This window comes from Agromyces selenitireducens (assembly GCF_052748465.2).
Window position 1 is genome coordinate 3,496,902 of sequence record NZ_CM188259.1, and the last position, 24,505, is coordinate 3,521,406.

23 protein-coding genes are annotated in these 24,505 nt (G+C 73.0%); 11 read left to right on the forward strand and 12 right to left on the reverse strand.

Features of this window, described 5'->3' with window-relative positions:
- Positions 1-30: 30 nt before the first annotated feature.
- The 3 genes from ACULK4_RS16465 to ACULK4_RS16475 form a co-directional block, all read right to left on the reverse strand.
- Positions 31-1,050 carry a magnesium and cobalt transport protein CorA gene (locus ACULK4_RS16465; protein ID WP_445963471.1) on the reverse strand — a complete coding sequence of 340 codons (1,020 nt, stop codon included), beginning with the start codon at positions 1,048-1,050 and terminating at the stop codon, positions 31-33.
- Between the two features lie 69 nt (positions 1,051-1,119).
- A complete protein-coding gene (locus ACULK4_RS16470) occupies positions 1,120-1,755 on the reverse strand; it encodes a TetR/AcrR family transcriptional regulator (RefSeq protein WP_445963472.1) in 636 nt (211 codons plus the stop codon).
- A 58-nt stretch (positions 1,756-1,813) separates the two neighbouring features.
- Positions 1,814-2,467: a TrmH family RNA methyltransferase gene (locus ACULK4_RS16475; protein ID WP_445964135.1), complete on the reverse strand. Its 654-nt coding sequence runs from the start codon at positions 2,465-2,467 to the stop codon at positions 1,814-1,816.
- 109 nt (positions 2,468-2,576) lie between these two features.
- Here ACULK4_RS16475 and ACULK4_RS16480 point away from each other — a divergent pair, with 109 nt between their 5' ends.
- Genes ACULK4_RS16480 through ACULK4_RS16490 form a run of 3 tightly spaced genes read left to right on the forward strand, consistent with a single transcriptional unit; the run spans position 2,577 to position 5,200 of the window.
- Positions 2,577-3,494 carry a metal ABC transporter substrate-binding protein gene (locus ACULK4_RS16480; protein ID WP_445963473.1) on the forward strand — a complete coding sequence of 306 codons (918 nt, stop codon included), beginning with the start codon at positions 2,577-2,579 and terminating at the stop codon, positions 3,492-3,494.
- Complete coding sequence (locus ACULK4_RS16485) at positions 3,491-4,288, forward strand: metal ABC transporter ATP-binding protein (RefSeq protein WP_445963474.1); 798 nt, start codon at positions 3,491-3,493, stop codon at positions 4,286-4,288. The genes ACULK4_RS16480 and ACULK4_RS16485 overlap by 4 nt, the downstream gene beginning before the upstream one ends.
- Before the next feature lie 3 nt (positions 4,289-4,291).
- The gene (locus tag ACULK4_RS16490) at positions 4,292-5,200 is read left to right on the forward strand and encodes a metal ABC transporter permease (protein ID WP_445963475.1); all 909 of its coding nucleotides are present in this window, start codon (positions 4,292-4,294) and stop codon (positions 5,198-5,200) included.
- A 120-nt stretch (positions 5,201-5,320) separates the two neighbouring features.
- On the opposite strand, the gene ACULK4_RS16495 is transcribed toward ACULK4_RS16490, so the two are convergent.
- Positions 5,321-7,846, reverse strand: a complete 2,526-nt coding sequence (locus ACULK4_RS16495) for a rhamnogalacturonan lyase (RefSeq protein ID WP_445963476.1) — start codon at positions 7,844-7,846, stop codon at positions 5,321-5,323.
- Positions 7,847-7,982: 136 nt separating this feature from the next.
- Between ACULK4_RS16495 and ACULK4_RS16500 the strand changes: the two genes are divergently transcribed.
- The 6 genes from ACULK4_RS16500 to ACULK4_RS16525 all read left to right on the forward strand — a co-directional run bounded on the left by ACULK4_RS16500 (position 7,983) and on the right by ACULK4_RS16525 (position 14,262).
- Positions 7,983-8,642: a metal-dependent transcriptional regulator gene (locus ACULK4_RS16500; RefSeq protein ID WP_445963477.1), complete on the forward strand. Its 660-nt coding sequence runs from the start codon at positions 7,983-7,985 to the stop codon at positions 8,640-8,642.
- Positions 8,643-8,801: 159 nt separating this feature from the next.
- Positions 8,802-10,247 carry a serine hydrolase domain-containing protein gene (locus tag ACULK4_RS16505; protein WP_445963478.1) on the forward strand — a complete coding sequence of 482 codons (1,446 nt, stop codon included), beginning with the start codon at positions 8,802-8,804 and terminating at the stop codon, positions 10,245-10,247.
- Between the two features lie 57 nt (positions 10,248-10,304).
- The gene (locus ACULK4_RS16510) at positions 10,305-10,847 is read left to right on the forward strand and encodes a flavodoxin domain-containing protein (protein ID WP_445963479.1); all 543 of its coding nucleotides are present in this window, start codon (positions 10,305-10,307) and stop codon (positions 10,845-10,847) included.
- 161 nt (positions 10,848-11,008) lie between these two features.
- Positions 11,009-13,057, forward strand: a complete 2,049-nt coding sequence (locus ACULK4_RS16515) for an FAD-dependent oxidoreductase (RefSeq protein WP_445963480.1) — start codon at positions 11,009-11,011, stop codon at positions 13,055-13,057.
- Entirely contained in the window at positions 13,054-13,401 is a 348-nt protein-coding gene (locus ACULK4_RS16520) for a UBP-type zinc finger domain-containing protein (protein ID WP_445963481.1), read from the forward strand. Before ACULK4_RS16515 ends, ACULK4_RS16520 begins: the two co-directional genes overlap by 4 nt.
- Before the next feature lie 63 nt (positions 13,402-13,464).
- Positions 13,465-14,262, forward strand: a complete 798-nt coding sequence (locus ACULK4_RS16525; protein WP_445963482.1) for an HAD-IIA family hydrolase — start codon at positions 13,465-13,467, stop codon at positions 14,260-14,262.
- Here ACULK4_RS16525 and ACULK4_RS16530 read toward each other — a convergent pair whose 3' ends face one another.
- The 8 genes from ACULK4_RS16530 to ACULK4_RS16565 form a co-directional block, all read right to left on the reverse strand.
- Positions 14,263-14,961, reverse strand: coding sequence for an NUDIX hydrolase (locus ACULK4_RS16530; RefSeq protein WP_445964136.1), 699 nt, complete (start codon positions 14,959-14,961; stop codon positions 14,263-14,265).
- Between the two features lie 113 nt (positions 14,962-15,074).
- On the reverse strand, positions 15,075-15,245 hold the full coding sequence (locus ACULK4_RS16535; protein WP_445963483.1) for a hypothetical protein: 171 nt from the start codon (positions 15,243-15,245) through the stop codon (positions 15,075-15,077).
- A gap of 12 nt (positions 15,246-15,257) precedes the next feature.
- The gene (locus tag ACULK4_RS16540) at positions 15,258-16,205 is read right to left on the reverse strand and encodes a nucleoside hydrolase (RefSeq protein ID WP_445963484.1); all 948 of its coding nucleotides are present in this window, start codon (positions 16,203-16,205) and stop codon (positions 15,258-15,260) included.
- The gene (locus ACULK4_RS16545; protein ID WP_445963485.1) at positions 16,202-17,176 is read right to left on the reverse strand and encodes a ribokinase; all 975 of its coding nucleotides are present in this window, start codon (positions 17,174-17,176) and stop codon (positions 16,202-16,204) included. The genes ACULK4_RS16540 and ACULK4_RS16545 overlap by 4 nt, the downstream gene beginning before the upstream one ends.
- A gap of 1 nt (position 17,177) precedes the next feature.
- Complete coding sequence (locus ACULK4_RS16550; RefSeq protein ID WP_445963486.1) at positions 17,178-19,856, reverse strand: septum formation family protein; 2,679 nt, start codon at positions 19,854-19,856, stop codon at positions 17,178-17,180.
- The gene (gene pyrE, locus ACULK4_RS16555) at positions 19,853-20,422 is read right to left on the reverse strand and encodes an orotate phosphoribosyltransferase (RefSeq protein WP_445963487.1); all 570 of its coding nucleotides are present in this window, start codon (positions 20,420-20,422) and stop codon (positions 19,853-19,855) included. Before pyrE ends, ACULK4_RS16550 begins: the two co-directional genes overlap by 4 nt.
- Positions 20,423-20,549: 127 nt before the next feature.
- Positions 20,550-21,962 carry a threonine/serine exporter family protein gene (locus tag ACULK4_RS16560; protein ID WP_445963488.1) on the reverse strand — a complete coding sequence of 471 codons (1,413 nt, stop codon included), beginning with the start codon at positions 21,960-21,962 and terminating at the stop codon, positions 20,550-20,552.
- Positions 21,963-22,153: 191 nt separating this feature from the next.
- Complete coding sequence (locus tag ACULK4_RS16565) at positions 22,154-22,276, reverse strand: hypothetical protein (protein WP_445963489.1); 123 nt, start codon at positions 22,274-22,276, stop codon at positions 22,154-22,156.
- Positions 22,277-22,413: 137 nt separating this feature from the next.
- On the opposite strand from ACULK4_RS16565, the gene ACULK4_RS16570 reads away from it, so the two are divergent.
- Complete coding sequence (locus ACULK4_RS16570; RefSeq protein ID WP_445963490.1) at positions 22,414-23,358, forward strand: LysR family transcriptional regulator; 945 nt, start codon at positions 22,414-22,416, stop codon at positions 23,356-23,358.
- Positions 23,359-23,675: 317 nt separating this feature from the next.
- A complete protein-coding gene (locus tag ACULK4_RS16575; protein ID WP_445963491.1) occupies positions 23,676-24,464 on the forward strand; it encodes an enoyl-CoA hydratase/isomerase family protein in 789 nt (262 codons plus the stop codon).
- Positions 24,465-24,505 lie beyond the last annotated feature (41 nt).

Consider the following 24,505-nt stretch of genomic DNA (forward strand, 5'->3'; position numbering starts at 1 on the left):
GGCCACGCTACCCGCCGGGACCTGACCGGCCTAGAGCCAGTTGCGGCGCTTGAAGACGACGTAGAGGCCGACGCCGAGGGCGACCATCGACAACAGCGCGAACGGGTAGCCGAGCGGATGGTCCAGCTCGGGCATGTACCGGAAGTTCATGCCGTACAGCGTGCCGATCAGGGTCGGAGCGAAGATGATCGCCGCCCAGCTGGAGATCTTCTTCACCTCCTCGCTCTGCTTCAGGCTCGTCTCGGTGAGGTGCTGCATCTCCTCGTTCTGCCGCTGCGTGACGAGCGTCGCGTGCACGGCGAGCGCGTTCTGCAGCAGCTGCCGCGACGTCTCGCCGCGGTCGACGACCCGCAGCACGTGGTCGTGCACGTCGCGCAGGTAGCGCTGCAGCTCGACGTCGACGTGGTACTTCTCGAAGCCGTGCTCCAGCGCCTCGTACAGGTCGATCAGCGGCCTCGTGGCGCGCTGGAAGTCCATGACCTCGGATGCGAGGTCGTAGATGCGGCGAGTGACGGCCGGGTCGCCGTCGAAGAGCTGCTGCTCGATCTCGTCGATGTCGTTCTCGAGGCCGGCGAGCACCGGCGCGTACTCGTCGACGACCTGGTCGAGCACCGCGTACAGCACGGCCTCGGTGCCCCGGGAGAGGAGCATCGGGTCGGCCTCGAGACGGCGGCGCACCGTGGCGAGGTCCGGCGATTCGGCGTGCCGGATGGTGATGGCGAACTCGCGCCCGAGGAACAGGTGGAGCTCGCCGAACTCGACCTCCTCCGTCTCGTCGAGGTACCGTGCGGGTCGCAGCACCACGAACAGGACATCGCCGTACCGCTCGAGCTTCGGACGCTGGCGGCCCTTCTGGGCGTCCTCGGCCGCGAGCTCGTGCAGCCCGAACTCGCCGGCGACGGTGGCGAGCTCGTCGGCGGTGGGGCGGTACAGCCCGATCCACGCGAACCCGCCGGGGTGCTCGGCGAGGGTCTCGAAGGTCTCGTCGAGGGTCGGTGGCGTCGCGACGCGGAGTCCGTCGCGGTAGACGGCGTTGTCGATGAGCGGCACGCGTCCAGTGTGGTCCCGGGATGCCGCGGCGACGGCCCGACACGCACGAGCCCGGGCGAGCGCGCCCGCTCAGTCCGTCGGCGTCGCCCAGAGCCCCCGGGTGGGCGTGGGTCGAGTGCGGGAGAGCGCGCCGGCCTGCATGCGGAGGTGCTCCTCGGCAGCCCGGAACACGATGCGGTCGGCTTCGGCCTCGTCGATGAGGCCGATGGCGTGGTGCTGCACGGCGACGCCGTCGACGAGCGCGGTCAGCATGCGGGCATCGGCGGCGGGGTCGTCGCTCGCAGCCTCGCCGGCGTCGACGACGCGCTGGATGATCCCCGCGAGGTGCCGGTCGGAGTCGCGGTGGTGCCGGGTGAGCGCGGCGTGCAACTCGGGGTTGCGGGGCGCCTCGCTCCACGCGTCGATCCACACGAGGTAGTGGCCGCGCGGGGTCGTCGAGAGCCAGTCGGCGAGTGCGGCGACCGGTTCGAGCTGCTCCTCGACCTCGGCGTCGGCGCGCAGTTCGCCGAGCACGGCCGCGTCGAAGGCCGCGGCGACGAGCTGCTCGCGTGTGGCGAAGTAGTGGCGGATGAGGCCGTGGACGACGCCCACCTCGGCGGCCACGTCGCGCAGGGTGACGCGCGCGAAGCCGTCGCGCGCGACGAGCCGCAGCGTCGCCGCGAGGATCTGCTCGCGTCGTCGCGCCGGATCGAGTCGGGTGGCCACGCGCCCATCGTAGCCGTCTTGTCCGCGCGGCCAACACAATCGACGGCGGATGCCGCGGTCAGCGGCGGGCGTGCCGCCGGGCCCACTCGTGCATGACGATCGCCGCCGCGGCCGCCGCGTTGATCGACCGCGTCGACCCGTACTGGGTGATCTCGACGACGAGGTCGGCGGCGGCGAGCGCCTCGGGGCTGAGCCCCGGTCCCTCCTGTCCGAACAGCAGCACGCACCGCTCGGGCAGGTCGGCCGCGTCGACCGGCCGCGATCCCTCGACGTTGTCGACCGCGACGATCGGCAGGCCCTCGCCACGAGCCCACGCGACGAAGTCGGCGACATCCGGATGATGCATGAGGTGCTGGTATCGGTCGGTGACCATCGCGCCGCGACGGTTCCACCGGCGACGGCCGACGATGTGCACGGTCTCTGCGGCGAACGCGTTGGCCGTGCGCACGATCGAGCCGATGTTGAGGTCGTGCTGCCAGTTCTCGATGGCGACGTGGAACGGATGCCGCCGGGTGTCGAGGTCGGCGACGATGGCCTCGAGCCGCCAGTACCGGTAGCGGTCGACGACGTTGCGGCGGTCGCCGTGCTCGAGGAGCTCCGGGTCGTACCGCTCATCGTCCGGCCACGCGTCGCGGTTGCCGGGCCAGGGGCCGACGCCGTGCAGCGGGAGCTGGGGCTCGGACTCGGCGCGGTCGGCATCCCCGGCGGGCACCCCGCCGTCCGCATCATCCGTTCGCTCGCCGACCACGCCCCCACGCTAGCCGCAGCGCAGTCCGGCGACGCGCGGTTTCGGTGCGCCGAAATACCGGTACGATTTCGGTATGCCGAAACGTGTCGTCGTCGCCACGCTCCTCACCGCCGCGACCCTCGCCCTGAGCGGGTGCAGCGGCGCGCCCGCGAACGGCGACGGCGACGACCGGCCGGTCGTGCTGACGACCTTCACGGTGCTCGCCGACATCGCGGGCGAGGTGGCCGGCGACCACCTGCGGGTCGAGTCGATCACCAAGGTCGGCGCCGAGATCCACGGCTACGAGCCCACCCCGGGCGACCTCCGCCGGGCCGCGGGCGCCGACCTCATCCTCGACAACGGCCTGAACCTCGAGGCGTGGTTCGCGCAGTTCGTCGAGGGGCTCGACGTGCCGCACGTCGTGGTGAGCGACGGCGTCGACGTCATGTCGATCGCCGACGGCGCCGCCGAGGGGCTGCCGAACCCGCACGCGTGGATGTCGGCCCTGAACACCCAGGTCTACGTCGACAACATGGTCGCCGCGTTCAGCGAACTCGACCCCGAGCACGCCGACGAGTACGCCGCCAACGGCGAGGCCTACCGCGCCGAGCTCCAGGCCGTGCACGACGAGCTCGTCGCCGAGCTGTCGGCGCTGCCCGAGAACGAGCGCGCGCTCGTGACCTGCGAGGGCGCGTTCTCGTACCTCGCGCGCGACGCCGGGCTCACCGAGCAGTACCTGTGGGCCGTGAACGCCGAGCAGCAGGCGACGCCGAAGTCGATCGCGCGCACGATGGAGTTCGTCGACGAACAGGGCGTCCCGGCGGTGTTCTGCGAGTCCACGGTCTCCGACGAGGCCATGCAGCAGGTGGTCGAGGCGACGGATGCCGCGTTCGGCGGCGTGCTCTACGTCGACTCGCTCTCCGAGCCGGGCGGCCCGGTGCCCACCTACCTCGACCTGCTGCGGCACGATGTCGAGGTCATCACCGACGGACTCACCGGGGGTGCGCGATGACCGGCCCGGCGGCATCCGCTCGCCCCGACGCCCCCGGGCTCGCCGACGCGCCCGCGATCGAGGTGCACGGCCTCACGGTCCACTACGGCGACGTGCTCGCGCTCGACGACGTGAGCCTCACGCTGCGACGCGGAACCGTGTGCGGGCTCATCGGCATGAACGGCTCGGGCAAGTCGACCCTGTTCAAGGCGATCATGGGCACCGTCAGGCCCGATCGGGGCTCGGTCGCGATCGCGGGCCTCACCCCGAGGCAGGCCCGCCGCGCGGGCATCGTCGGGTACGTGCCGCAGAGCGAGGAGGTCGACTGGGCCTTCCCGCTGAGCGTGCACGACGTCGTGATGATGGGCCGCTACGGGTTCCAAGGGTTCACGCGTCGACCGCGCCCCGCCGATCGCGCGGCCGTCGCCGAGGCGCTCGAGCGCGTCGAGCTCGCGGATCTCGCCGACCGGCGCATCGGCGCACTCTCGGGCGGGCAGCGCAAGCGCGCATTCGTCGCGCGCGGCCTGGCGCAGGGTGCCGATGTGCTGCTCCTCGACGAGCCGTTCGCGGGCGTCGACCGGCCGAGCGAGCGCACGATCAGCGAGCTGCTGCGCGAGCTCGCCGCGGGCGGCGCGACCGTGCTCGTGTCGTCGCACGACCTCGAGGCGCTGCCGGGGCTCGCCGACGAGGCGATCCTGCTGCTGCGACGCGTGCTGCTGCACGGCACGCCCGACGAGGCCCTGCAGCCCGAGCAGCTCGCGCGGGCGTTCGGCCTCGACCTGACCGGACGCACGTCCGACGACGGAGGAGACTGAGAGATGCCGGTCCTCGACTTCCTGCTCGAGCCGCTCGGCTACGACTTCATGCAGCGCGCGTTCCTCGTCACGGTGACCGCCGCGATCGTCTGCGGCGTGCTGAGCTGCTGGCTCGTGCTCATCGGCTGGTCGCTCATGGGCGACGCGGTCTCGCACGCCGTGCTGCCGGGCGTCGTCATCGCCTACCTGGTCGGCACCCCCTTCGCGGTCGGCGCCCTGGTCTTCGGCCTCGGCGCGGTCGCGCTGATCTTCCTGGTCCGGGCAACGAGCCGGGTGAAGGAGGATGCCGCGATCGGCGTGGTGTTCACGACGCTCTTCGCGCTCGGCCTCGTGCTCATCTCGGTGGTGCCGAGCCAGACCGACCTCGGCCACATCCTCTTCGGCAACCTGCTCGGCGTGAGCGCCGCCGACCTCGTGCAGGTCCTCATCCTCGGCGCCGTCACCCTCGCGATCCTCGTGCTGAAGCGCCGCGACCTCACGCTCTACGCGTTCGACCCCACGCACGCGCACGCGATCGGGCTCAACCCGAAGGCGCTCGGCGCGCTGCTGCTCGGCCTGCTCGCGCTGACGGTCGTCGTCGCGCTGCAGGCGGTCGGCGTCGTGCTCGTCGTCGCGATGGTGATCATCCCCGGTGCGACCGCGTACCTGCTGACCGACCGGTTCGCGCGCATGCTGGTCATCGCGCCGGCGATCGCCGCGACGTGCGCGGTCGTCGGCATCTACGCGAGCTACTACCTCGACGCGGCATCCGGCGGCATGGTGGTGCTCACGATGGGCGTCGCGTTCGCGCTCGCCTACCTGTTCGCGCCGCGGCACGGCATCATCGGCCGGCGGGTCCTCGCCGCTCGCCGCCGCGCCTCGGCGGCGACAGCAGTCGGCACGCGCTCGGCCGAGCGGGCATCCGCCGGCTGACCTCGGCATGGGCCCGCCCCGGACGCCGGCACGGAAATTTCGCGGCGCCCGGGGCGGGGGTCGTGATGGGTGACGGATGCCGCGGCAAGCCGCCGCGCGACATCCGCCACCCTCGTCTCGTCAGCCCTCGAAGGAGGACGACCACTCGGCGTCGGCGCCGTCGGCGATCGACACCCACGCCTTCGGCACGGCCACCACGGTCACCTCGCCCTCGGCGGAGTACTTGCCCTTCTCGACGACCTCGCCGTCGATCGCGTAGGCGAAGGCGGGGTCGTGCGGGACCTGCACCTCGTCGTTCGCCGTGCCCGGGCGGTCCTTGAACTTCGGGCCGACGGGCGTCGCGGGTGCGGTCAGGACCGGCACGTTCCCGAAGTCCATGTCGCTCGCCAGGTAGTAGGACGTGTACGACGGCTGGTTGTACGTCGTGTTCTGGCGGGCGACCTCGGCACGGTACTGCGCGTCGTGCATCAGGGTCGTGAGCTTGTGCTCGGTCACCTCGGTGCTCGTGTGGATGCGCAGCGCGCTCGAGTCGGTCGTGCGGACGAGGAGCTCCTCGCGCCAGTCGCCGAGCACGTCGGCCACGAGCGACGGGTTGCCCTTCGTGCCGTTGTTCGTGCGCGTGCCCTCGGCGGTGACCAACGTGCCACGCGTCCAGTCGTCGATCCGCGTCGTCTGGTTGCCGCTGCCGTTCACGATCTGGGTCGTGAGGTCGGCGGTCCACCGGATCGACATGTTGGTGCCGGGCGTCGCGGCGGAGAGGATGTCGCCCTCGGTCGAGAGCAGGCCGCTCGCGTCGGTGCCGCCCGGCATGCTCGCCCAGACCTCGATGCCCGCGACATCGGCTCGCACGTCGCCGATCATGCCGCGACCCGTGTCGCGGCCGGAGTACGCGCCGAACAGGATCTCGCCGGTCGCGGCGTCGCGCATGACCGAGCCGTACGGCGCCCAGGCGCCGCCCTCGTGCACGGTCCAGATCTCCTGGCCGGGCCGGTTCGGGTCGATGTCGGTCACGTGCATCGCGTCGCCGTGGCCGAGCCGCGCGAGCTCGCCCGCTGCGGCGCTGCCCTCGGGCAGCACGTCGTACGAGCTGTAGAGCACGCTGCCGTCGTCGTCGATCGTGGCCGCACCGTAGACGATCTCGTGCTTCCCGTCGCCGTCGACGTCGGCCGCGCTCAGCGAGTGGAAGCCCTGCGTCGTGATGCCGCCGTACTCGGGGTCGGTGCCGTCGACGCCGTGCGGCGCGTCGTTGAACGGGTTCGACATGGGTGCGTGGCCGCTGTCGACGAAGAACCGCTCGTCGAGCGCCTCGCCGTCCCAGTCGTAGGCGACCATCGTGGTGCGCGTGTAGTAGCCGCGCGCGAAGACTGCGGAGGGGTGCTCGCCGTCGAGGTACGCGACACCCGCGAGGAACCGGTCGACGCGGTTGCCGGGCTCGATGCGGCTCATCGCGTAGTCGCCCCACAGGAGCCCGTCGTCGCCGCGACCCGGCTTGTACGCGATGGTCTGCAGCTCCTCACCGCTCGCGCCGTCGAACACCGTCAGGTACTCGGGACCGTCGACGATGAAGCCCTCGAACGTCGTGAGGTCGTTGCGCCCGGATCGGCCCGGTGCGTACACGTCGATGAAGTGGGCGGCGAGCTCCTCGGCGCTCTCGCGGCTCAGCGGGTACTCGTGCTCGACCGGGATGCCGAACGCCTCCTCGAGCGTCGCGGGCCAGTTGCCGTCGACCACCTCGGGGTGCTCGCTCCAGCCCTGGAACATCTCGACGAGGTGCTCGCGGTAGTCGGCCGCGCTCATGCGGTAGTCGTCGTCGTGCGAGTAGCCGGCCTCGACATCCGCCTCGGGCATCGTGATGTACGACTCGGCGGCCACCGAGCCGTCCTCGGCGTAGGAGGTCGACTTCGTGCCGGGCGCCGTCTTGAGCATGGTCTCGGCGCGGCCGTCGCCGTCGAAGTCGTAGGTCATGAACTGCGTGTAGTGCGCGCCCGCGCGGATGTTCACGCCGAGGTCGATGCGGTTCAGCAGTGTGCCGTCGAGCTCGTACGTGTCGAGGTAGACGGTGCCGGTGTAGCCCTTCTGCGAGACGTCCTTCGAGTTCGACGGGTCCCACTTGACCACGAACTCGTAGGCGCCGTCGCCGTCGACATCGGCGACGCTCGCGTCGTTCGCCGAGTACGTGAACGCCTCGCCTGCCGGCGTCACGCCGTCGGCGGGCTTCTGCAGCGGCAGGTCGTAGTGGCCCTGCCGCCAGGCGGACGCCGAGGCGCTCGCCTCGAGCTCGACGCCGTTCACGATCGGCGCGACCGCGTACTCCGCGTCGGCGGAGCCGTCGGCGTCGACGTGGTTGGTGCTGTCGGTGACCGTGGCGATGCGCTCGCCGTCGCGGTAGACGGCGAAGTCGGGGCCGGCGAGCCCGGTGCCGGTCGCGCCGGTGGCCTCGGAGCCGAGCAGGCGCCAGCTGAGGAAGACGCCCTCGCCGGTCGCGACGGCGACGAGGCCCCGGTCGAGGGCCTCGAGCTGCGGCGTGCCGGCGGGCGGGCCGGCGTCGGGTGGAGCGGCGGTCGCGGGCTGTGCGACGCCGGCGATGAGGCAGCCGGCGGCGGCGACCGCGAGTGCGGCGCGGAACGGATGGTGTCCGAGATTCATCGTCGAATCCTTCTCTGGGCGTCAGGGGCCCGTCGTCGAGATAATCGGGATAGCGCTTTCCGTGCCCGCCCGACGCTACCCCCGTCCGGGGGCCGGGTCAAGACCCGGGCGCACGAGGGCCGGTATCCTGAGGCCGATGCCCTCCACCCAGAGCCCCGCCATCGAGGACTACCTCAAGACGGTCTACGCGCACACCGAGTGGCAGCCCGACCCCATCACCCCGTCGGGACTCGCCGGGGCGCTCGGCGTCGCCCCCTCCTCGGTGACCGAGATGGTGAAGAAGATGGCCGCGCAGGGGCTCGTGCAGCACGTGCCGTACGGCGCCATCCGGTTGACGGATGCCGGACGGGCCCGAGCGCTCGCCGTCGTGCGCCGCCACCGGCTCATCGAGACCTGGCTCGTCCGCGAGATGGGCTACGCGTGGGACGAGGTGCACGACGAGGCCGAGGTCCTCGAGCACGCCCTCTCCGACCGGCTGCTCGAGGCGATCGACGCGCGACTCGGCCGGCCCGAACGCGACCCGCACGGCGACCCGATCCCCGCGGCCGACGGGTCCCTCGTGTCCGAGCCGTCCATTCGGCTCGACGAGGCTCCAGCGGGTCACGTCGGCCGCGTCATCCGCATCAGCGACCGCGACGGCGCCGTGCTGCGCGAGCTCGACGACGCCGGAGTCGGCCCCGGCTGCGAACTGCGGGTGACCGATGCGGCGGGCGCGCCGTCCGTCATCATCACCGTCGAGGGCACCGCCCGCACCATCGCCCGCGAGGCGGCCGCGGGCATCTGGATCTCCGCCTGATCTCGCGGGCCCCTTCCCCGCGTCAGGCCATCCCCCGCCCCTTGTCGCCCGACCGGAGGCGTGGCTACGCTGATCTCTGCGGTCCACCCCGGTTGCAGATGGGACGACCGGGGGAGGAAACCCCCAAGGCCGCGGCCGCGGTGAAACCAGGTGAACCGAATGGTCACGATCAGCAACGATGCCTTCACCACCCGCACAGCGAACCTGCTCGCGCGCCAACCCGCCCTCGGCCTCGCCCTCGGCCTGGTGCGCGACGGCGAGCTCACCGACTTCCGCGGCCACGGCGTGGCGGACCCGGCCACGGGAGCACCGATCACACCGGACACGGTGTTCCGCATCGCGTCGATCACCAAGACGCTGACCGCGGTGGCGGTCATGCAGCTGGTCGAGCAGGGCCGCCTGGACCTCGACCGTCCCGCGGGCGACGACCTGCGCGCCTTCCGCCTCGCCCCTGCGCACCCCGGCCTCCACGCGCCCACGATCCGCCACCTCCTCACCCACACCGCCGGCCTGGGCGAGGTGGCGCGTCACCGTGACGCACTCGCGAAGGACTTCGGGGAGTCCTTCCCGGTCGGGCGCCCGCTGCCGTCCCTGGCCGAGTTCTACGGCGGCGAGCTCCGCTACCATGCCGAGCCGGGCACCCGGTTCGTCTACACCAACCACGGGCCGGCAACGCTCGGTCAGATCGTCGAAGACGTCACCGGTGAGACCCTCGCGGCCTACGTGCGGTCCCACATCTTCGAGCCGCTCGGGATGACGGACAGCACCCTCGAGCGCGCGGGTCTCACTCAGCGTCTCACCACCCGGCTCGCCGCGGGCCACGAACTGCGCTCCCGCGGCGTCGTCCGCACGCAGGAAATGGATTGGGTCACCGTGGGCGCAGCGGCCGCGTGGTCCACCCCTCGGGATATCGCCCGCTACCTCGCCGCGCTGCTCCCGGGCGGGCGCGCCGCGGACGGGACACGCATCCTGTCAGGTGAGACCGTCGCGGCGATGATCGCCCCGCAGTACACACCCGACCCGCGCATCCCGGGGATGGGTCTTGCATTCTTCCGGTCGGTGGTCGCGGGTCGGGTGGTTGCCGGCCATCAGGGCACGCTCCCGGGCTACCACTCGGCCGTGGCGTTCGCGCCGGACGACGGCGTCGCCGCCCTCGCCTTCACCAACGGCGCCAGCCGGCCGGACTTCTGGCTGCCGGCCGCCGTCCACCACATCCTCGGCGCGGTGCTGGGACCGCCGGCCACCGTCGCCGGGCCGGCGCCGCACCATCCTGAACTGTGGGCCGACCAGCGCGGCTGGTACCACCTCGACGCCCGCGCATCCGACGTCCGGCTGCGAGGCATGCTCGGCGCGGGCGCCCAGGTCTTCGTCCGCGGCGGCCGGCTGATGATGCGTTTCCTCACCCCGGTCCCGGCGCTCGCCCTCGGCTTCCCCCTCGTGCCCGACGACGACACCGACCCTCACGCGTTCCGCATCGACCTCCCGGGCGAGGACACCGAACCCATCCGTGTCGTGTTCAGGCAGGGACCGGGCGGCGTCACCGACCGCCTCTGCTGCGACATCATGCCCCTGGTGCTCCGCCGGCACGCGAGGCGACAGCCGTGACGAGGGCCGGCCCGTGACCCCGCATCGATGATCCGCGACAAACCGAAGGAGGCCATCGTGTCCAGAGTCCTCATCCCCTACGCCACGACCGAAGGGCAGACCGCCCAGATCGCCGAGGTGATCGCCGGGGTCCTGCGCGAAAGGGGACACGACGCAGACCACGTCGACCTCACGAAGCTCGGCGACACACTCCCCGATGGCTACCACGCCGTGATCATCGGGGCGTCCATCCACATGGGGAAGCACGACAAGCACGCCCTCGAGTTCGTCCGGAAGAACCTGGACACCCTGGTACGGCTGCCATCGGCCTTCTTCTCCGTCAGTCTTGCGGCGCACGGCGACCGCGACGAGGCCGAGGGATACGTCGACCAGTTCGAGGAGGAGTCGGGCTGGCGCCCCGACAAGATCGCCCTGTTCGGCGGGGCCCTGCTCTACACGAAATACGGGTTCATCAAGCGGCACATGATGAAGAAGATCGCCGCGGACAAGCCAGGCGATCTGGGACTCGACCTGTCCCGCGACTACGTCTACACCGAGTGGGACGCCGTGAAGCGGTTCGCCGAGCATTTCGCCGAGCAGCTCGAGACGACCCCGGCGTGAATCCCCCTCCGGATCGCCCGGCCTCCCCCGTCCGGCGCCCCCGTGGTGCACGATGGGGTGATGGGAACCCAGGGCGCCCACACTCTCCTCCCCGACCTGTCCGACACCCGGTGGGACCGGATGCGTCGATACTGCACGGCGTTCGACGCGCGCGCGGGGACGTGCTCTTCCGCACCGGCGACCGCCGGTTCGACCTGGTCCTGATCGAGGGCGGCGCAGTGGACCTCATCCGCGAGGAGGAGGTGCTCGAGCACGCCCTCTCCGACCGGCTGCTCGAGGCGATCGACGCGCGACTGCGCCGGCCGGAACGCGGACCCGCACGGCGACCCGATCCCCGCAGGCGACGGCACGCTGGTGTCGGTGCCGACGGTGCGCCTCGACGAGGCGTCCGCGTCATCCGCATCAGCGACCGCGACCCCGCGGTGCTGCGCGAGCTCGAGTCGGCGGGCGTCGGCCCCGGCAGCGAGCTTCGCGTGACGGATGCCGCGGACGCGGCATCTGGATCACCGCCTGATTGCCTTCACCCCCTCCCGCTCGCGCTCGTCGTGGGCGAGGATGGCCGCATGGGTCGCGCGAAGCAGAAGATCAGGCCCGAGCTCACCGACGCCCAGTGGACTCGGCTCCGGGCGTACGGCACACCGCAGGACGCCGCCGCGGGCGACGTGCTCTTCCGCACCGGCGACCGGTGGTACGACCTCATCCTCGTCGAGGACGGCGAGGTCGAGGTCGTTCGCGAAGCGCTGTGGTGGACGGAGGAGACACGGCTCGCCCTGCTCGGCCCTCGCACGTTCGTCGGCGAGCTCGGACTGCTGAACGGGCAGCGCGCGTTCCTCACGGCGCGGGTCACGCAACCCGGACGCGTGCTGCGCGTCGACCACGACGCGCTGCAGCGGATGATGGCCGAGGACGACGAGCTCTGCGACCTCATGCTGCGCACGCTCTGGGCGCGACGCGAACTGCTGCGGCACGGCCCCGCGGCGTGGACGCTCAAGATCGTCGGGTCCTCGCGCTCGGCCGAGTCCGCCGCGCTGCGTCGGTACGCCGAGCGGCTCGAGCTCGCGCACACATGGGTCGACGTCGACGACCCGGCGCTCGATCACGACGTCTGGTCGCACGGGTACACGCGCGACGACCTCCCGGTCGCGATCGTGCAGGGTGAGATCGTTCGCAACGCGACGCCCGGGCAGGTCGCCGAGATGCTCGGCCTCGCGTACACGGCCGAGGACGACGTCGAGTTCGACCTCGCAGTGGTGGGCGCCGGGCCCGCGGGCCTCGCCGCGGCGATCTACGGCGCCTCCGAAGGGCTCCGCACCGTACTGCTCGACGCCGTCGCACCCGGCGGCCAGTCGGCCACGACCTCGCGCATCGAGAACTACCTCGGCTTCCCGTTCGGCGTGAGCGGCGACGCCCTCACCTCGCAGGCGTCACTCCAGGCGTTCAAGTTCGGCGTCCGAATCGCGGCGCCGTGTCCGGTCGTGCGGCTCGACGCCGCGGGCGGCGCGCACCGCCTGCTGCTCGCCGACGGGTCGATCGTGCGCGCGCGGGCCGTGGTCGTGACGACCGGCGTCGCCTACCGCGGGCTCCCGCTCGACCGGTGGGACGAGTTCGAGGGCGCCGGCATCCACCACGCGGCCTCGGCGCTCGAGCTCCGGCAGGTCGCCGGGTCCGACGTGGTCGTCGTGGGCGGCGCGAACTCGGCGGGCCAAGCGGCCCTCGCACTCGCCGCGAACGACTGTCGCGTGCACCTCGTGGTGCGCTCGGGCGACCTGGCCGAGCGGATGTCGAGCTACCTCGTCGACCGCATCCGAGAGGACCCCCGCATCGAGGTCCGGACCGGCACCCGGGTCTCCGCGCTGCACGGCGACGACCGGCTCGCGCAGGTGACGCTGCAGGGCACCGGCGACGAGACGGTCGACTGCGCGGGCCTCTTCTGCTTCATCGGCGCCGTTCCCGCCACCGACTGGCTCGGCGAGCTCGAGCGCGACGAGGGCGGGTTCGTCGTCACCGGCGCCGACGTGCTCGCGCTCGACGACGCGTGGCGCGACCTCGGCCGCATGCCGCTGCCGTTCGAGACGTCGGTGCCCCGCGTCTTCGCCGCGGGCGACGTGCGGCGCGGCTCGATGAAACGCGTCGCGGCGGCGGTCGGCGAGGGGTCGAGCGCCGTCGCCTCGGTCCACCAGGCATTGGCAATGATGGAGGTGTTCGCATGACGGATGAGAAGAAGCAGCCCCCCGCACCGTCGGGAACGGGATGCGTGGAGTGCCTCGAGGGCGGCGGCTGGTGGTGGCACCTGCGGCGCTGCGTCGAGTGCGGGCACATCGGCTGTTGCGACTCGTCGCCCGAGCAGCACGCCAGCCGCCACGCGCACGAGACCGGGCACGCCGTGGTCGCCTCGTTCGAGCCCGGCGAGTACTGGTTCTGGGACTACCTGGCCGACACCTCCGCCGAGAGGTTCCCGCTGCCCCCGCCGCTCTCCCGGCCCGAGGACCAGCCGTCGCCGGGCCCGGAGGGCAAGGTGCCCCCGAACTGGCGGGACCTCGTGCTCTCGGACTGACCGGGCGGGTCCGCGGCATCCGCTGTTCATCGGCCTGTGATGTGCGCGGCCTAGGCTGGGCCCATGGCGAAGCGTGATGACGTCGAGTGCTGGCTCACCGACATGGACGGCGTGCTCGTGCACGAGAACCACGCGCTGCCGGGCGCGGGCGAATTGCTGCAGCAGTGGGAGGACGCCGGCACGCCCTACCTGGTGCTCACGAACAACTCGATCTTCACCGCGCGCGACCTTTCGGCGCGGTTGCGCTCCTCGGGCCTCAACGTGCCCGAGGAGCGCATCTGGACCTCGGCGCTCGCCACGGCCGACTTCCTCCAGCAGCAGCTGCCGGGCGGCACGGCGTTCGTCATCGGCGAGGCCGGCATCCTCACCGCGCTGCACGACGCCGGGTTCGTGATGACCGAGACGAACCCCGACTTCGTCGTCGTCGGCGAGACCCGCAACTACTCCTTCGAGGCGATCACCAAGGCGATCCGGCTCATCGGCAACGGCGCGCGGTTCATCGTCACCAACCCGGATGCCACGGGCCCGTCGGCCGAGGGCCCGTTGCCCGCGACCGGTGCGATCGCCGCGCTCATCACCAAGGCGACCGGCAAGGAGCCCTACGTCGTCGGCAAGCCCAACCCGATGATGTTCCGCTCGGCGCTCAACAAGATCGGCGCGCACTCCGAGAACACGGCCATGATCGGCGACCGCATGGACACCGACATCGTCGCCGGCATCGAGGCGGGCCTGCACACCATCCTCGTGATGACGGGCATCAGCGACCAGGCCGAGATCGAGAAGTACCCGTTCCGGCCCGACGAGATCCTCTCCGGGGTCTCCGAGCTGGTCGCGCGCGAACCGATCGAGGTCGAGCTCTAGTCAGTCGAGATCGATCTCGCGCCCCCGGTCCCACGGCTCGGTCCACCCGAGCCGGTCGAACATCGCGTCGAGCACGAGTCCCGTGAAGCCCCACACGACCCGCTCGGCGCCGGCGGCGGTGACGGTGAACCCGGGGCCACGCCATTCCTCGCCGTCGCGGCGCAGCACGGTCGTGCGTCGGTTCTCCGGGTCGAGGAGGTCGGCCACGGGCGTGCGGAACACCGCCGACGACTCGGCGTGGTCGACGGGGGCGACGGGCGTCGGCGCCGCCCACCACCCGAGCACGGGCGTGACCACGTGGCCCGAGTAGGCCAGCGGGATCTCCTCGAGCGTGCCGAGCACCTCGACGCCCGCGGGATCGAGCCCGGTCTCCTCCTCGGCCTCGCGCAGCGCGGCGGCGACGGGATCGGTGTCGCCGTCGTCGACGCGGCCGCCCGGGAACGCGATCTGGCCCGCATGCGACCGCAGGGTCGTCGCCCGCGCGAGCAGCAGCACGTCGAGGTCGCGCGACACCGCCCGCGCCTGCGCACGGTGGTCGCTCGGCAGGTGGTCGAGCACGCCGAAGAGCACGAGTACGGCAGCGGGCCGGGCGTCGTCGCCGGCGGGTTCGCGCACGCCGCGCCACAGGTCGCGCGCGCCGGCGTCGCCCACGAGCGCCGCGAGCTGTGCTCGCGCCGAGCCGGGCGCGTCATCGCGAATGGTCACCCGATGAGGGTAGCCCCGCCGGCGGCCCCGAGTGCGCCGCGCCGACGACATCGTCCCCGGGCGCGGCAGGCCGCGCAGTCCGGGTGGGCGAGGACTCGGACGGCGGCCTAGCGGCGGTCGTCCGGCTCGTCGCGCTCCGTCGGCCGCTCGGTCGTCTCCGGCTCGTCCGGCTCCGCCGGCCGCGGGCGCTGCGACCAGCGGCTCTCGTGCAGGAACACCTGCGTCACGATGACGAGCACCACGATCGCGATGCCGCCGACCCAGAACGTCCAGTCCACCGAAATCCGCCCTCAGGCCAGCCGAGCGTACGCCGTCTCGACGGCCGACCAGAACCGCTCGACGTCGAGGCCGACCGCGACCCGCGCGTTCGGCTCGCGTGCGAGCATGCCGTCGAGGTCGACGCTCGTGGCGCCGACGGTCTCCGACCCGACGAGCTCGACGTCGAGGCGCGTGTGCACGACCTCGACCGCGTCGGGGTCGGCGAGCACGGCGACCGCGACCGGATCGTGCAGCGGACCGTCGGGCATGCCGAACACCTCGTCGTTGGTGCGGCAGAAGAACTCCAGCAGCTCGTCGCCGAAGGCGGCCGTGCGGTTGCCGACCGCGGCGAGCCGATCGCGCACGCGCGTCGTGACGAGCGCCCGGTGGGTGACGTTGAGTCCGACCATCGTGAAGCGGATTCCGCTGCCGAGCACGCGGTCGAGCGCCTCCGGGTCCACCCAGGCGTTGAACTCGGCGTACGGCGTGACGTTGCCGCGATCGGTCGACCCGCCCATCCAGACGATCTCGCGGATCCGCTCGGCGAGGTCCGGTCGCTCGCGGAGGAGGACGGCGACGTTCGTGATCGGCCCGGTCGCGATGATCGCCACCGGCTCGGCTGCCGCGAGGAGCGTGTCGGCGATGAGTTCGGTCGCGCTGCGCGGGTCGAGCGGCACGCGCGTCCCGGCGGTGTCGGGGTCCGGCAGCTCCGGGCCGCCGAGTCCGTTCTCACCGTGGATCCACTCGGCCGTCGAGAGCTCGCGCGCGAGCGGACCGGCGGCGCCCGCCGCGACCGGAACGCCCGAGACGCCGGCGACCGCCAGCGCGACTCGCGCGTTCCGGCTCGTGTGCTCGAGCGGCACGTTCCCGCCGACCGTGGTCACGGCGAGCAGCGCGAGCGCCGGGTGCCCCGCGGCGAGCCACAGCGCCATCACGTCGTCGTGGCCCGGGTCGCAGTCGACGATCACGGGAATGGTCACACGGCCTCCGTCCGGTCGGCGAGCTCGAGCACGTCGTCGCGCCCGGCGTAGGAATCCACGGTGCCGCGCCGCTGCACGGCCAGGGCGCCCGCGGCGACCGCGGCGCGAACGGCGTCGGGCAGCGCCCGGCCCTCGGCGAGCATCGCCGCGAGCACGCCGGTCGCCGCGTCGCCCGCCCCGGTGGTGTCGATCGCGTCGACGCGGGGCGCGGGTGCGGTCCACGCGCCGGTCGGGTCGGCGGCGACGGCGCCGCGATCGCCGAGCGTGACCACGATCGAGCGCGCGAGCGCCCCGACGACGGATGCTGCGGCATCCCGCCACGCCTCCGCCGGCGCGTCGTCATCGAGGCCCGCGCCGAGCCCGAGGGTGCGCGCCTCGTGCACGTTGACCACGAGCGGGTCTGCGCTGGCGAGCGCGGCGCGGCCCACCGGGACCGGCGGCGCGAGGTTCAGCACGAACCGGACGCCGGCGGCATCGCACGCCGCCGCGATCGCCTCGATCGCGGGAACCGGCAGTTCGCCCTGGGTAAGCGCCAGCGCCGCACCTCCGAGGCGGGGCGACTCCGCGCGGATCGCCTCGGAGTCGAAGGACGCGTTCGCGCCCGCCGTCACGATGATCGTGTTCTCGCCGGACTCGGCCACCGTGATCTGCGCCACGCCCGTCGTCTCGTCCGGCACCGTGGCCACGGCGTCCGCCGCCAGGCCGAATCGCGCGAACGCCGACCTGGCCACCTCGGCGTTCGCATCGCCGCCCAGGCGCGCCACGAGCTCGACGCGCGCGCCCGCGAGGTGCGCGGCGACGGCCTGGTTCGCGCCCTTGCCGCCGAGGGCCACGCGGAAGCCCCTGGAGTGCACCGTCTCGCCGGGCCGCGGGAAGTCGCGCACGTAACTCGTGGCGTCGACGTTCACCGAGCCGAACACGACGACCGCGTCGCGCCGGCCGCCCGGGTCGGCGGGGGCCGCATCGATCACGTCAGCCCTGCTGTCCGGCCGTGCCCTGCACGTCGGCGGTGATGGGCGAGCCGCCCCGGCGCGTGACGAAGCAGTGGAAGGTGCGCTCGCCCTCGTCCCACTGCTCCTCGGTCACCGGGTAGGTGCCCTCGACCTGCAGGTCGCCCGCGAGCGCCGCCATGTCGGGGTCGATCACGTTCTCGGCACCGCACAGCGCCGCGACCTGCGTCGCGAGCTCGGCCTCGCCCGGGAACGGCGCGGCCTCATCGGTCGAGACCTCACCGCGCAGCACCAGCTGCGCCGCGTGCGGCGTCGCGCAGTCGATCACGGTGAACTCCTCGGCCCACGGACCCTCGAACGGCTCGAGGCACTCGCCGCCGAACAGCTCGTTCCATGCGTAGGTGCCGGGAGGCTGCGGGCCGGTCGGTTCGGCCACGCCGGCCGCCTCATCTGCCGCCTGGTCGTCGCCGCCGAGCAGCTGGGAGCCGAACGCCACGCCTGCGACCACGAGGAGCACCGCCGCGAGCCCGCCCGCGATCCACGCGAGCACCTTCACCGGCGAGCGCCCGCCCCGGTCGCCCGCATCGTCGCCCGGCGCGCGGGGGGGCGCGCCGACGGCGGCGCGGTCGTCGTACCGGTCGTCCCGGCCGACGCGATCGTCGTGACCGTAGCGGTCGTCCCGACCGTAGCGGTCGTCGCGCGCAGAGAGGTCGTCGCGCCGGTCGTATCGGTCGAACGGGTCGCCGCCCATGCGCTCGAACGGATCGTCGTCTCGCCCTGCCGCTGCCGCCCCGGCTGCGCCGCCGACCAGCGGCGTTGGCGATGTCGCACCGAAGCCGGCGCCGCCGAAGAGCGACGCGAGGCCGTCGGTGTCGGTGCCCGGCTCTCCGCGGCGGTCGGATTCGTCCGGGCGCCCGCCGGCACCGCGGTCGCCCCACAGGTGGTGGAGGTCCTCGGCGGCATCGCGGTCGTCGCGCGGGTCGAATGCGTCGTACGGTTCGTCGTCGCGGGCGTACGCGTCGTCCCGCCGGAAGTCGGCGAACGCGCCGGCGAGGTCGTCGGGCCGGGAGTCGTGGGCGTCGTACGCCTCGTCTCCGTCGACGGAGGGCGGCCAGGCGCCGACGGCGTCGTCGCGGTACGGAGCCTCAGGCTCGTGCGGAGCGGGCCCGTCCGCGTATGCGGGGCCGCGTTCGAACCGTTCCGCCAGCTCGCGCTGCGGGTCGCCCTGTCCCCGACGACGGGGGCCGGGCTGTTCGTCGGACGCCGCCTTCGGGTCGGGCGCGGTGGGGTCCGGGGTCAGGTTCCAGAAGTATCCGGTCTGGGCCAGTTCCCGAGCCATCGGCGAGCCGTCGCCATCCGACTCGCGACCCTGCGGGTCGCCGTCGCGCAGGTCGCGCTGCTCGGACGGACCGTGCGCGTCGTCCGGGTGCTCCCGGTCGGCATACCACCGGACGTCGTCGCTGCCGTCGCGCCCACCTGCCTCGGCGTGACCGCGTTCGTCGTAGCCGCCCTCGTCGAACCCGCGATCGTCGTAGCCGTGCTGGTCGTAGCCGTGCTGGTCGTAGCCGCGCTCGTCGAACCCGCGCTGGTCGTAGCCGCGCTCGTCGTAACCACGCTCGTCGAAGCCGCGCTCGTCGTAACCGCGCTGGTCGTACCCACGTTGGTCGTACCCGGGGTCGTCGTACCCGCGGTCGTCCGTAGGGCCGGGGCGCCGGAGGTCCCCGGCCTCGTAGCTCCGCTCGTCGTACCCATGGGCCTGGTCGCCGTAGCCCTGGTCCTGCCCGGAGGCGTCGGCGTAGGCCTGCTCCTCGGAGTAGCCGTGTCCGTCGTCGTACGGCTCCCACTGCCGGGACGCCGCCTCCGGCGACTGCGGCTCCTCGTTGAGCGCCGACCACAGCGCGTCGTCGAAGTCGGTCCGTGCGGGCGGAAACGCCTGGCTGCCCGCGGCAGGGGCGACCGGCGTGAAGGACTGGCGCGCGACCGGCGGCGGGGTGAAGCCGGCGAAGGGCGGGTCCGGCGCGCCGGGCTCCTCGTAGGCCGCACGGGGCTCGTCCTCGATCGGCGCGGGCGCCCCCGGCTCCGAGAGCTGGCGGAATGCGGCGCGGAGCCCGTCCTCGGTGTCGAGCGGGGCCTCGGCCTGCTCGCCCCACGTGAGGGCGAAGTTCGCGGGCGGCGTGACCGGGCCGGGCGGCGCCTGCGGCGGCTGCGGCGGTGCCTGCGGACCCCCGAACGCGGGAGGCACCGGGGTTCCGACGGGCGGCTCGACCGAGGTCAGGCGATCCTGCGGCCCCGGATGCTGCGGGGTGCGGGGCGGGGCCGGCGGTCGCCGGTCGTCCCACGCGGGGGGCTGGTTCCATGCCGGCGCCTGCTGACCCCACGCCGGCGGGGCGGGCTGCTGCGGGGGCTCGTCGCGACGCCGGATGGGCTCGCCCACGACCGGGAGATCGCGGGTCGCGGCATCCGGCTCGGACGCCGGCTCGGCGAGCGAGAACCAGTCGAGCGACTCCTCGCTGCGACGCCGCGGGCGTTCCACGGGCGGCGGCGATACGGGCTCGACGGGCGGCTGCTGGGGCTGGGCGACGGGCGGCTGCGGGGCCCGGCGGCCCTCGAGGTCGGGCCGACGGCCGCTTCCGAGTTGGCTCAGCAGCCAGTCGGCGTCGTTCGTGTCGCCCGGGTCGTAGCGTCCGTCGCGTCCGTTCATGAGAGTCCCAGATCCTTCAATCCGATGGCCGCGAGGTAGGGAACCCCCGCGGCTTCGATGACCTCGCGCGCGCCCGTGTCACGGTCGACGACGACCGCGACCGCGGCGACCTCGGCGCCGGCGGCGCGCAGGGCCTCGATCGCCTTCAGCGGCGAGCCCCCGGTCGTGGAGGTGTCCTCCAGGACGATGACGCGCTTGCCCGCGACATCCGGCCCCTCGACCTGCTTGCCTCGCCCGTGGTCCTTCGGCTCCTTGCGCACGACGAACGCGTCGTACGCGAGGCCGCGGGCCGCGCCCTGGTGCATCACGGCGGTGGCGATGGGGTCGGCCCCCATCGTCATCCCGCCGACGGCGGCGACCTCCGGAACCTCGGCGATGAGGTCGAGCATCACCTGGCCGATGAGCGGGGCCACGCGATGGTCGAGGCTCACCTTGCGGAGGTCGACGTAGTACGACGCCTGCTTGCCGCTGGTGAGCGTGAAGTCACCGTGGAACACCGCGTCGCTCGAGATGAAGTCGACGAGCTGGCGGCGCGCCTCGGCGGACTGGGGGTTCCGGGAAGTCACCCGAATACTCTACGTCGTGCACCCTGAGTGCCGCGGGGTCGATTCGTGCCGCGGCCGGGCGGCCGCCTCGCACCGCGCTCGCGGGTGCGCCCGGCGGGCAGCCGAGGGGACCCGACGCGGCATCCGCTCACCCGCTCGCCGGGTCGTCGGCTCGGCCCTCGGTCTCCTCCCGTCGGCGCGAGGCACGGGTCGTGGTGGCGTCGGCGATGCGGGTCATCATCGGCTCGTCCGACGGGGCGAGCACCGTGGGCAGGTCGATGTGGAACTCGGAGAGCTCCTCGGCGCTGCGCCTGACGAACCGGTACAGCGACGACCCGATGAGCACGCCGAGCGAGATCGACATGACCGTGACGAGGGCCGCCGTGAAGTCGCCGATGCCCGCGGTGGCGGCCACGGCGCCCTCGGTGACGCCGATGAGACCGGACGCGCCCGGCACGAGCACCCAGAACGCCGGCAGGAAGATCATCTGCGACGGCACGGCGCCGCGACGGAGATCCTCGATCCAGAGCACGAGCGGGGTCACGGCGAGGGCGCCGATCAGTCCGCTCACGGACGGCCCGAAGGCGAGCGTGCCGAGCTGCTGGGCGCCGTACGCCACGACGAGCGCGAGCAGCACCCACCCGTAGCTGCGCCCGGGAGCCGCGAAGTGCAGGTAGTTGCCGAGGCCGTACAGCGCGAGGCCGATGCCGGCGACCCACCACGGCAGCGTCGCCGACGCGTCGAGCGGCAGGTACTCCTCGTTGCCGACGCCGACGAGCGTGCCCGCCGTGAGGATGCCGAAGGCGAGCAGGCCGAGCTGCACGAGGCTCGCGCCCAGGCGGGACGTACCGGCCACCATCTGCCCCGCCGCCAGCTCCCGCACACCCGTGGTGAGCAGCGCGCCCGGCAGGAACGTGGCCAACGGCGCGATCAGGACCCGCAGCGGATCGCCGAGCTCCACGTAGGGCGCCAGCAGGAAGACGATGAGCGCGCACACGAACGAGGCGAGGATCGGCAGCACGAGCGTGAGCGTCTGCGAACGCACCAGCTTCGCCACGCCGATCAGCGCCCCGAGGCCGAAGCCGACGACCGCCGCCTGCCAGCTGGGCGCGAGGAGCAGCGCCAGGCCCGCCGTGAGGATCGCATGGCCGAGCGTGCGCATGAACCAGTGCCGCGTCGGCGGCATCGCGCCGATCTCGTTCAGTCGGCGGATGCCGTCGGCCGGCGAGATCTCGGCCGCGCGCGCCAACCGGAGCAGTCGGCCCATCTCGGCGATCTGGTCGAACCGGAACGTCGCCTGCACCGATCTCATGAGTCCGCGCGCGGTGTCGCCGCGGCCGGTCTGCACGAAGGCGATCGTGGGCAGGACGACCAGGTCGACGTCCTCCAGCCCGTAGGCGCGCGCGATCTGCATGACATCGGCGCGGATGCGGTCGACCGACTCCGCCGACGCGGTCATGCCCTCCGCGAGGCCGAGGAGGAAGGTGCGCAGCAGCGCCGGGTCCTCGACGGCGCGGCCGGCGTCGGCCGGCACGTCGGGTGGGGTCGGGGTGATCGGCATCCGCTCGCTCCCTCGTTCGCGTGGGGAACGAGTCGCGCGGGCGCCCCGGGCCCCCTGGGTGTGGTCACGCTATCGCCGGGCGCGACGGATGTCGAGGCGGCCCGAGGGACGACGTAGGGCCGCCCCGCGGGGTGTCCCTCCCTCGCTCGGCGGCCCTGCAACGGAGCCTGGCGGTTCCGCGGTCGCGCGACTCAGACGGCGCGCGCGAAGGTCTCGCGCGGCTGGCGACGGTATCCGTCGCGAGCGGTGACGAGGAGCGAGCCGACGATGCCGGCGATCGAGGCGCTGACGAGGAGGACGGTGAGGCTGAACACGGCGGTTCCTTTCGAGGAGTTCGTTGGAATGTCGGGCGACCGGGTGCGCCCTTGCACGTGTCCGACTCATCCATTGTGACGCCCGAAACCGTTCAGCACAAGCTCAGAGAACTACAGTGAGGATGTAGCATGGCTACATGGACGTTCGCCGCCTCGACCTCCTCCGCGAACTCGCCGAACGCGGGAGCGTGACCGCGGTCGCCGAGGCCACCGGGCGCACGCCGTCGGCCGTCTCGCAGCAGCTCAAGGTGCTCGAGCGCGAGGCCGGCATGCCGCTCACCGAACGCGTCGGCCGCGGCGTCGTGCTGACCAGCGCCGGGCATGCGCTCGCACGATCGGCGACCGAGGTCGCGGTCGCGCTGGAACGCGCCGCCGCGCTCTGGGACGAGTTCCGCCACCACCCGAGCGGCGAGGTGTCGCTGCTCACGTTCCCGACGATCGGCGCGACCCTGCTGCCCGTCGTGCTGCGCGACCTCTCCTCCATCGCGGGGCTCGTCGTGCGCGCCACCGACCTCGACCCCGAGCTCGCCGAGTTCCCCGACCTCACGAACGACTACGACATCGTGCTCGCCCACACGATGCCCGGTGAGCTGCCATGGGGGGGCCGCGGCCTCCGCGCGCTCCCGCTGCTCACCGAGCCGCTCGACGTCGGCCTGCCCGCCGATCATCGGCTCGCCGAGCGCTCCTACGTGACCCCCGCCGACCTCGTTGGCGAGACCTGGCTCGGCGTGCCGGCGGGCTACCCCTTCGAGCGCATCCACCACGCGATCGAGCAGGCCGGCGGGCGGCTGCTCGACGTCAGCCAGCGCTTCAGCGACATGCGCCTCGCCGAGGCGTTCATCCAGGCCGGGCTGGGCATCGCGCTGGTGCCGCGATACACCTCCGGGGCGCCGCCCGAGGGACTCGTGCTGAAGCCGCTCCGCGGCGTGGCATCCGTTCGCCGGATCTTCGCGCTCGTGCGGCCCGATGTCGCCGAGCGGCTCGCGGTCCGCACCGTGCTCGACGTGCTCGTCGACCGGGCGGCGCGGCTCGAGCAGTCCTACGGTCACCCCTCGCGCAACGAGGCGTCGACGGCCGGCTGAGCGCTCGATCCTCCACGCCGGCGCGGGGCGGGTCTACGGTGCAGCCGGGGGATCCTCGAGCGCGGCGCACCGCGCTCACGGGGCGGTGCGCCGTGCTCCGCCCCGCTCCGCGCGGATGCCCCGAAGGGGGACCTGATGCGACCGGACGCTCATGCACGCACGATGCCGCCCATTCCCGAGCGGCCGAAGGCAGTAGGCCCCGCGAGTCAGGCGCGCTCAGCCGACGTCCGGGCTCGGCGTCGGCACGTCGGAGCGGCTCGGTCGGCAGGTTCGCATACCAGGAGCGGCATGCGACACCGGTGGCGTAGCATCCGAGCATGCCCGACGACGTGATCCTGTTCGACGTGCGCGACGGCCTCGCGCACGTCACGCTCAACCGCCCGGCCCGGCTCAACGCGGTCGACCCGGAGGCGATCGCACGGTGGCAGGAGCTCGCGCACGAGATCGCCGAACGCGACGACATCGGTGCCGTGCTGTTCGACGCGAACGGCCGGGCGTTCTGCGCCGGCGGCGACGTGGTCGCGATGTCGGAGCTCGCCGCCGGCTCATCGGACGGTGCCGGCGAGGTCGTTCGCCGGCTGGCCGACCGCATCCACGACGGTCACCGCGCGCTCCGCGAGAGCACGAAGCCGATCGTCGCGGCCGTGCAGGGCCCGGTCGCAGGGGGCGGGCTCGGGTTCATGCTCGTCGCCGACGTGATCATCGTCTCGGAGCGGGCGACGTTCGCAAGCCGCTACTCCGACATCGGCCTCACGCCCGACTGCGGCGTGAGCACGCTGCTGTCCGAGGCGGTCGGCGTGCGCCGGGCGCTCGAACTCACCCTCACCTCGCGCACGCTCACCGCGGCCGAGGCGCTCGACTGGGGCCTCGTCGCCGAGGTGGTCGCGCCCGACGCCCTGGCCGACCGGGCTCGCGCCGTGGCATCAGCGTGGCTCTCCGGCCCGACCGCCGCCTTCGGCCAGACCAAGCGGCTCATGCACGCCGGACTCGGCCGCCCGTTCCAGGACGCGCTCGACGACGAGGCCCGCACGATCGGAGCGTCGATCGAGACGCCGTACGCACGCGCCGCCGTCGCGCGGTTCGCGGCGGCGTCCGCGAAGCGCTGAGCCGCGGCATCCGTCAACCCGGTGCCCGGCGCGGGCGCGCT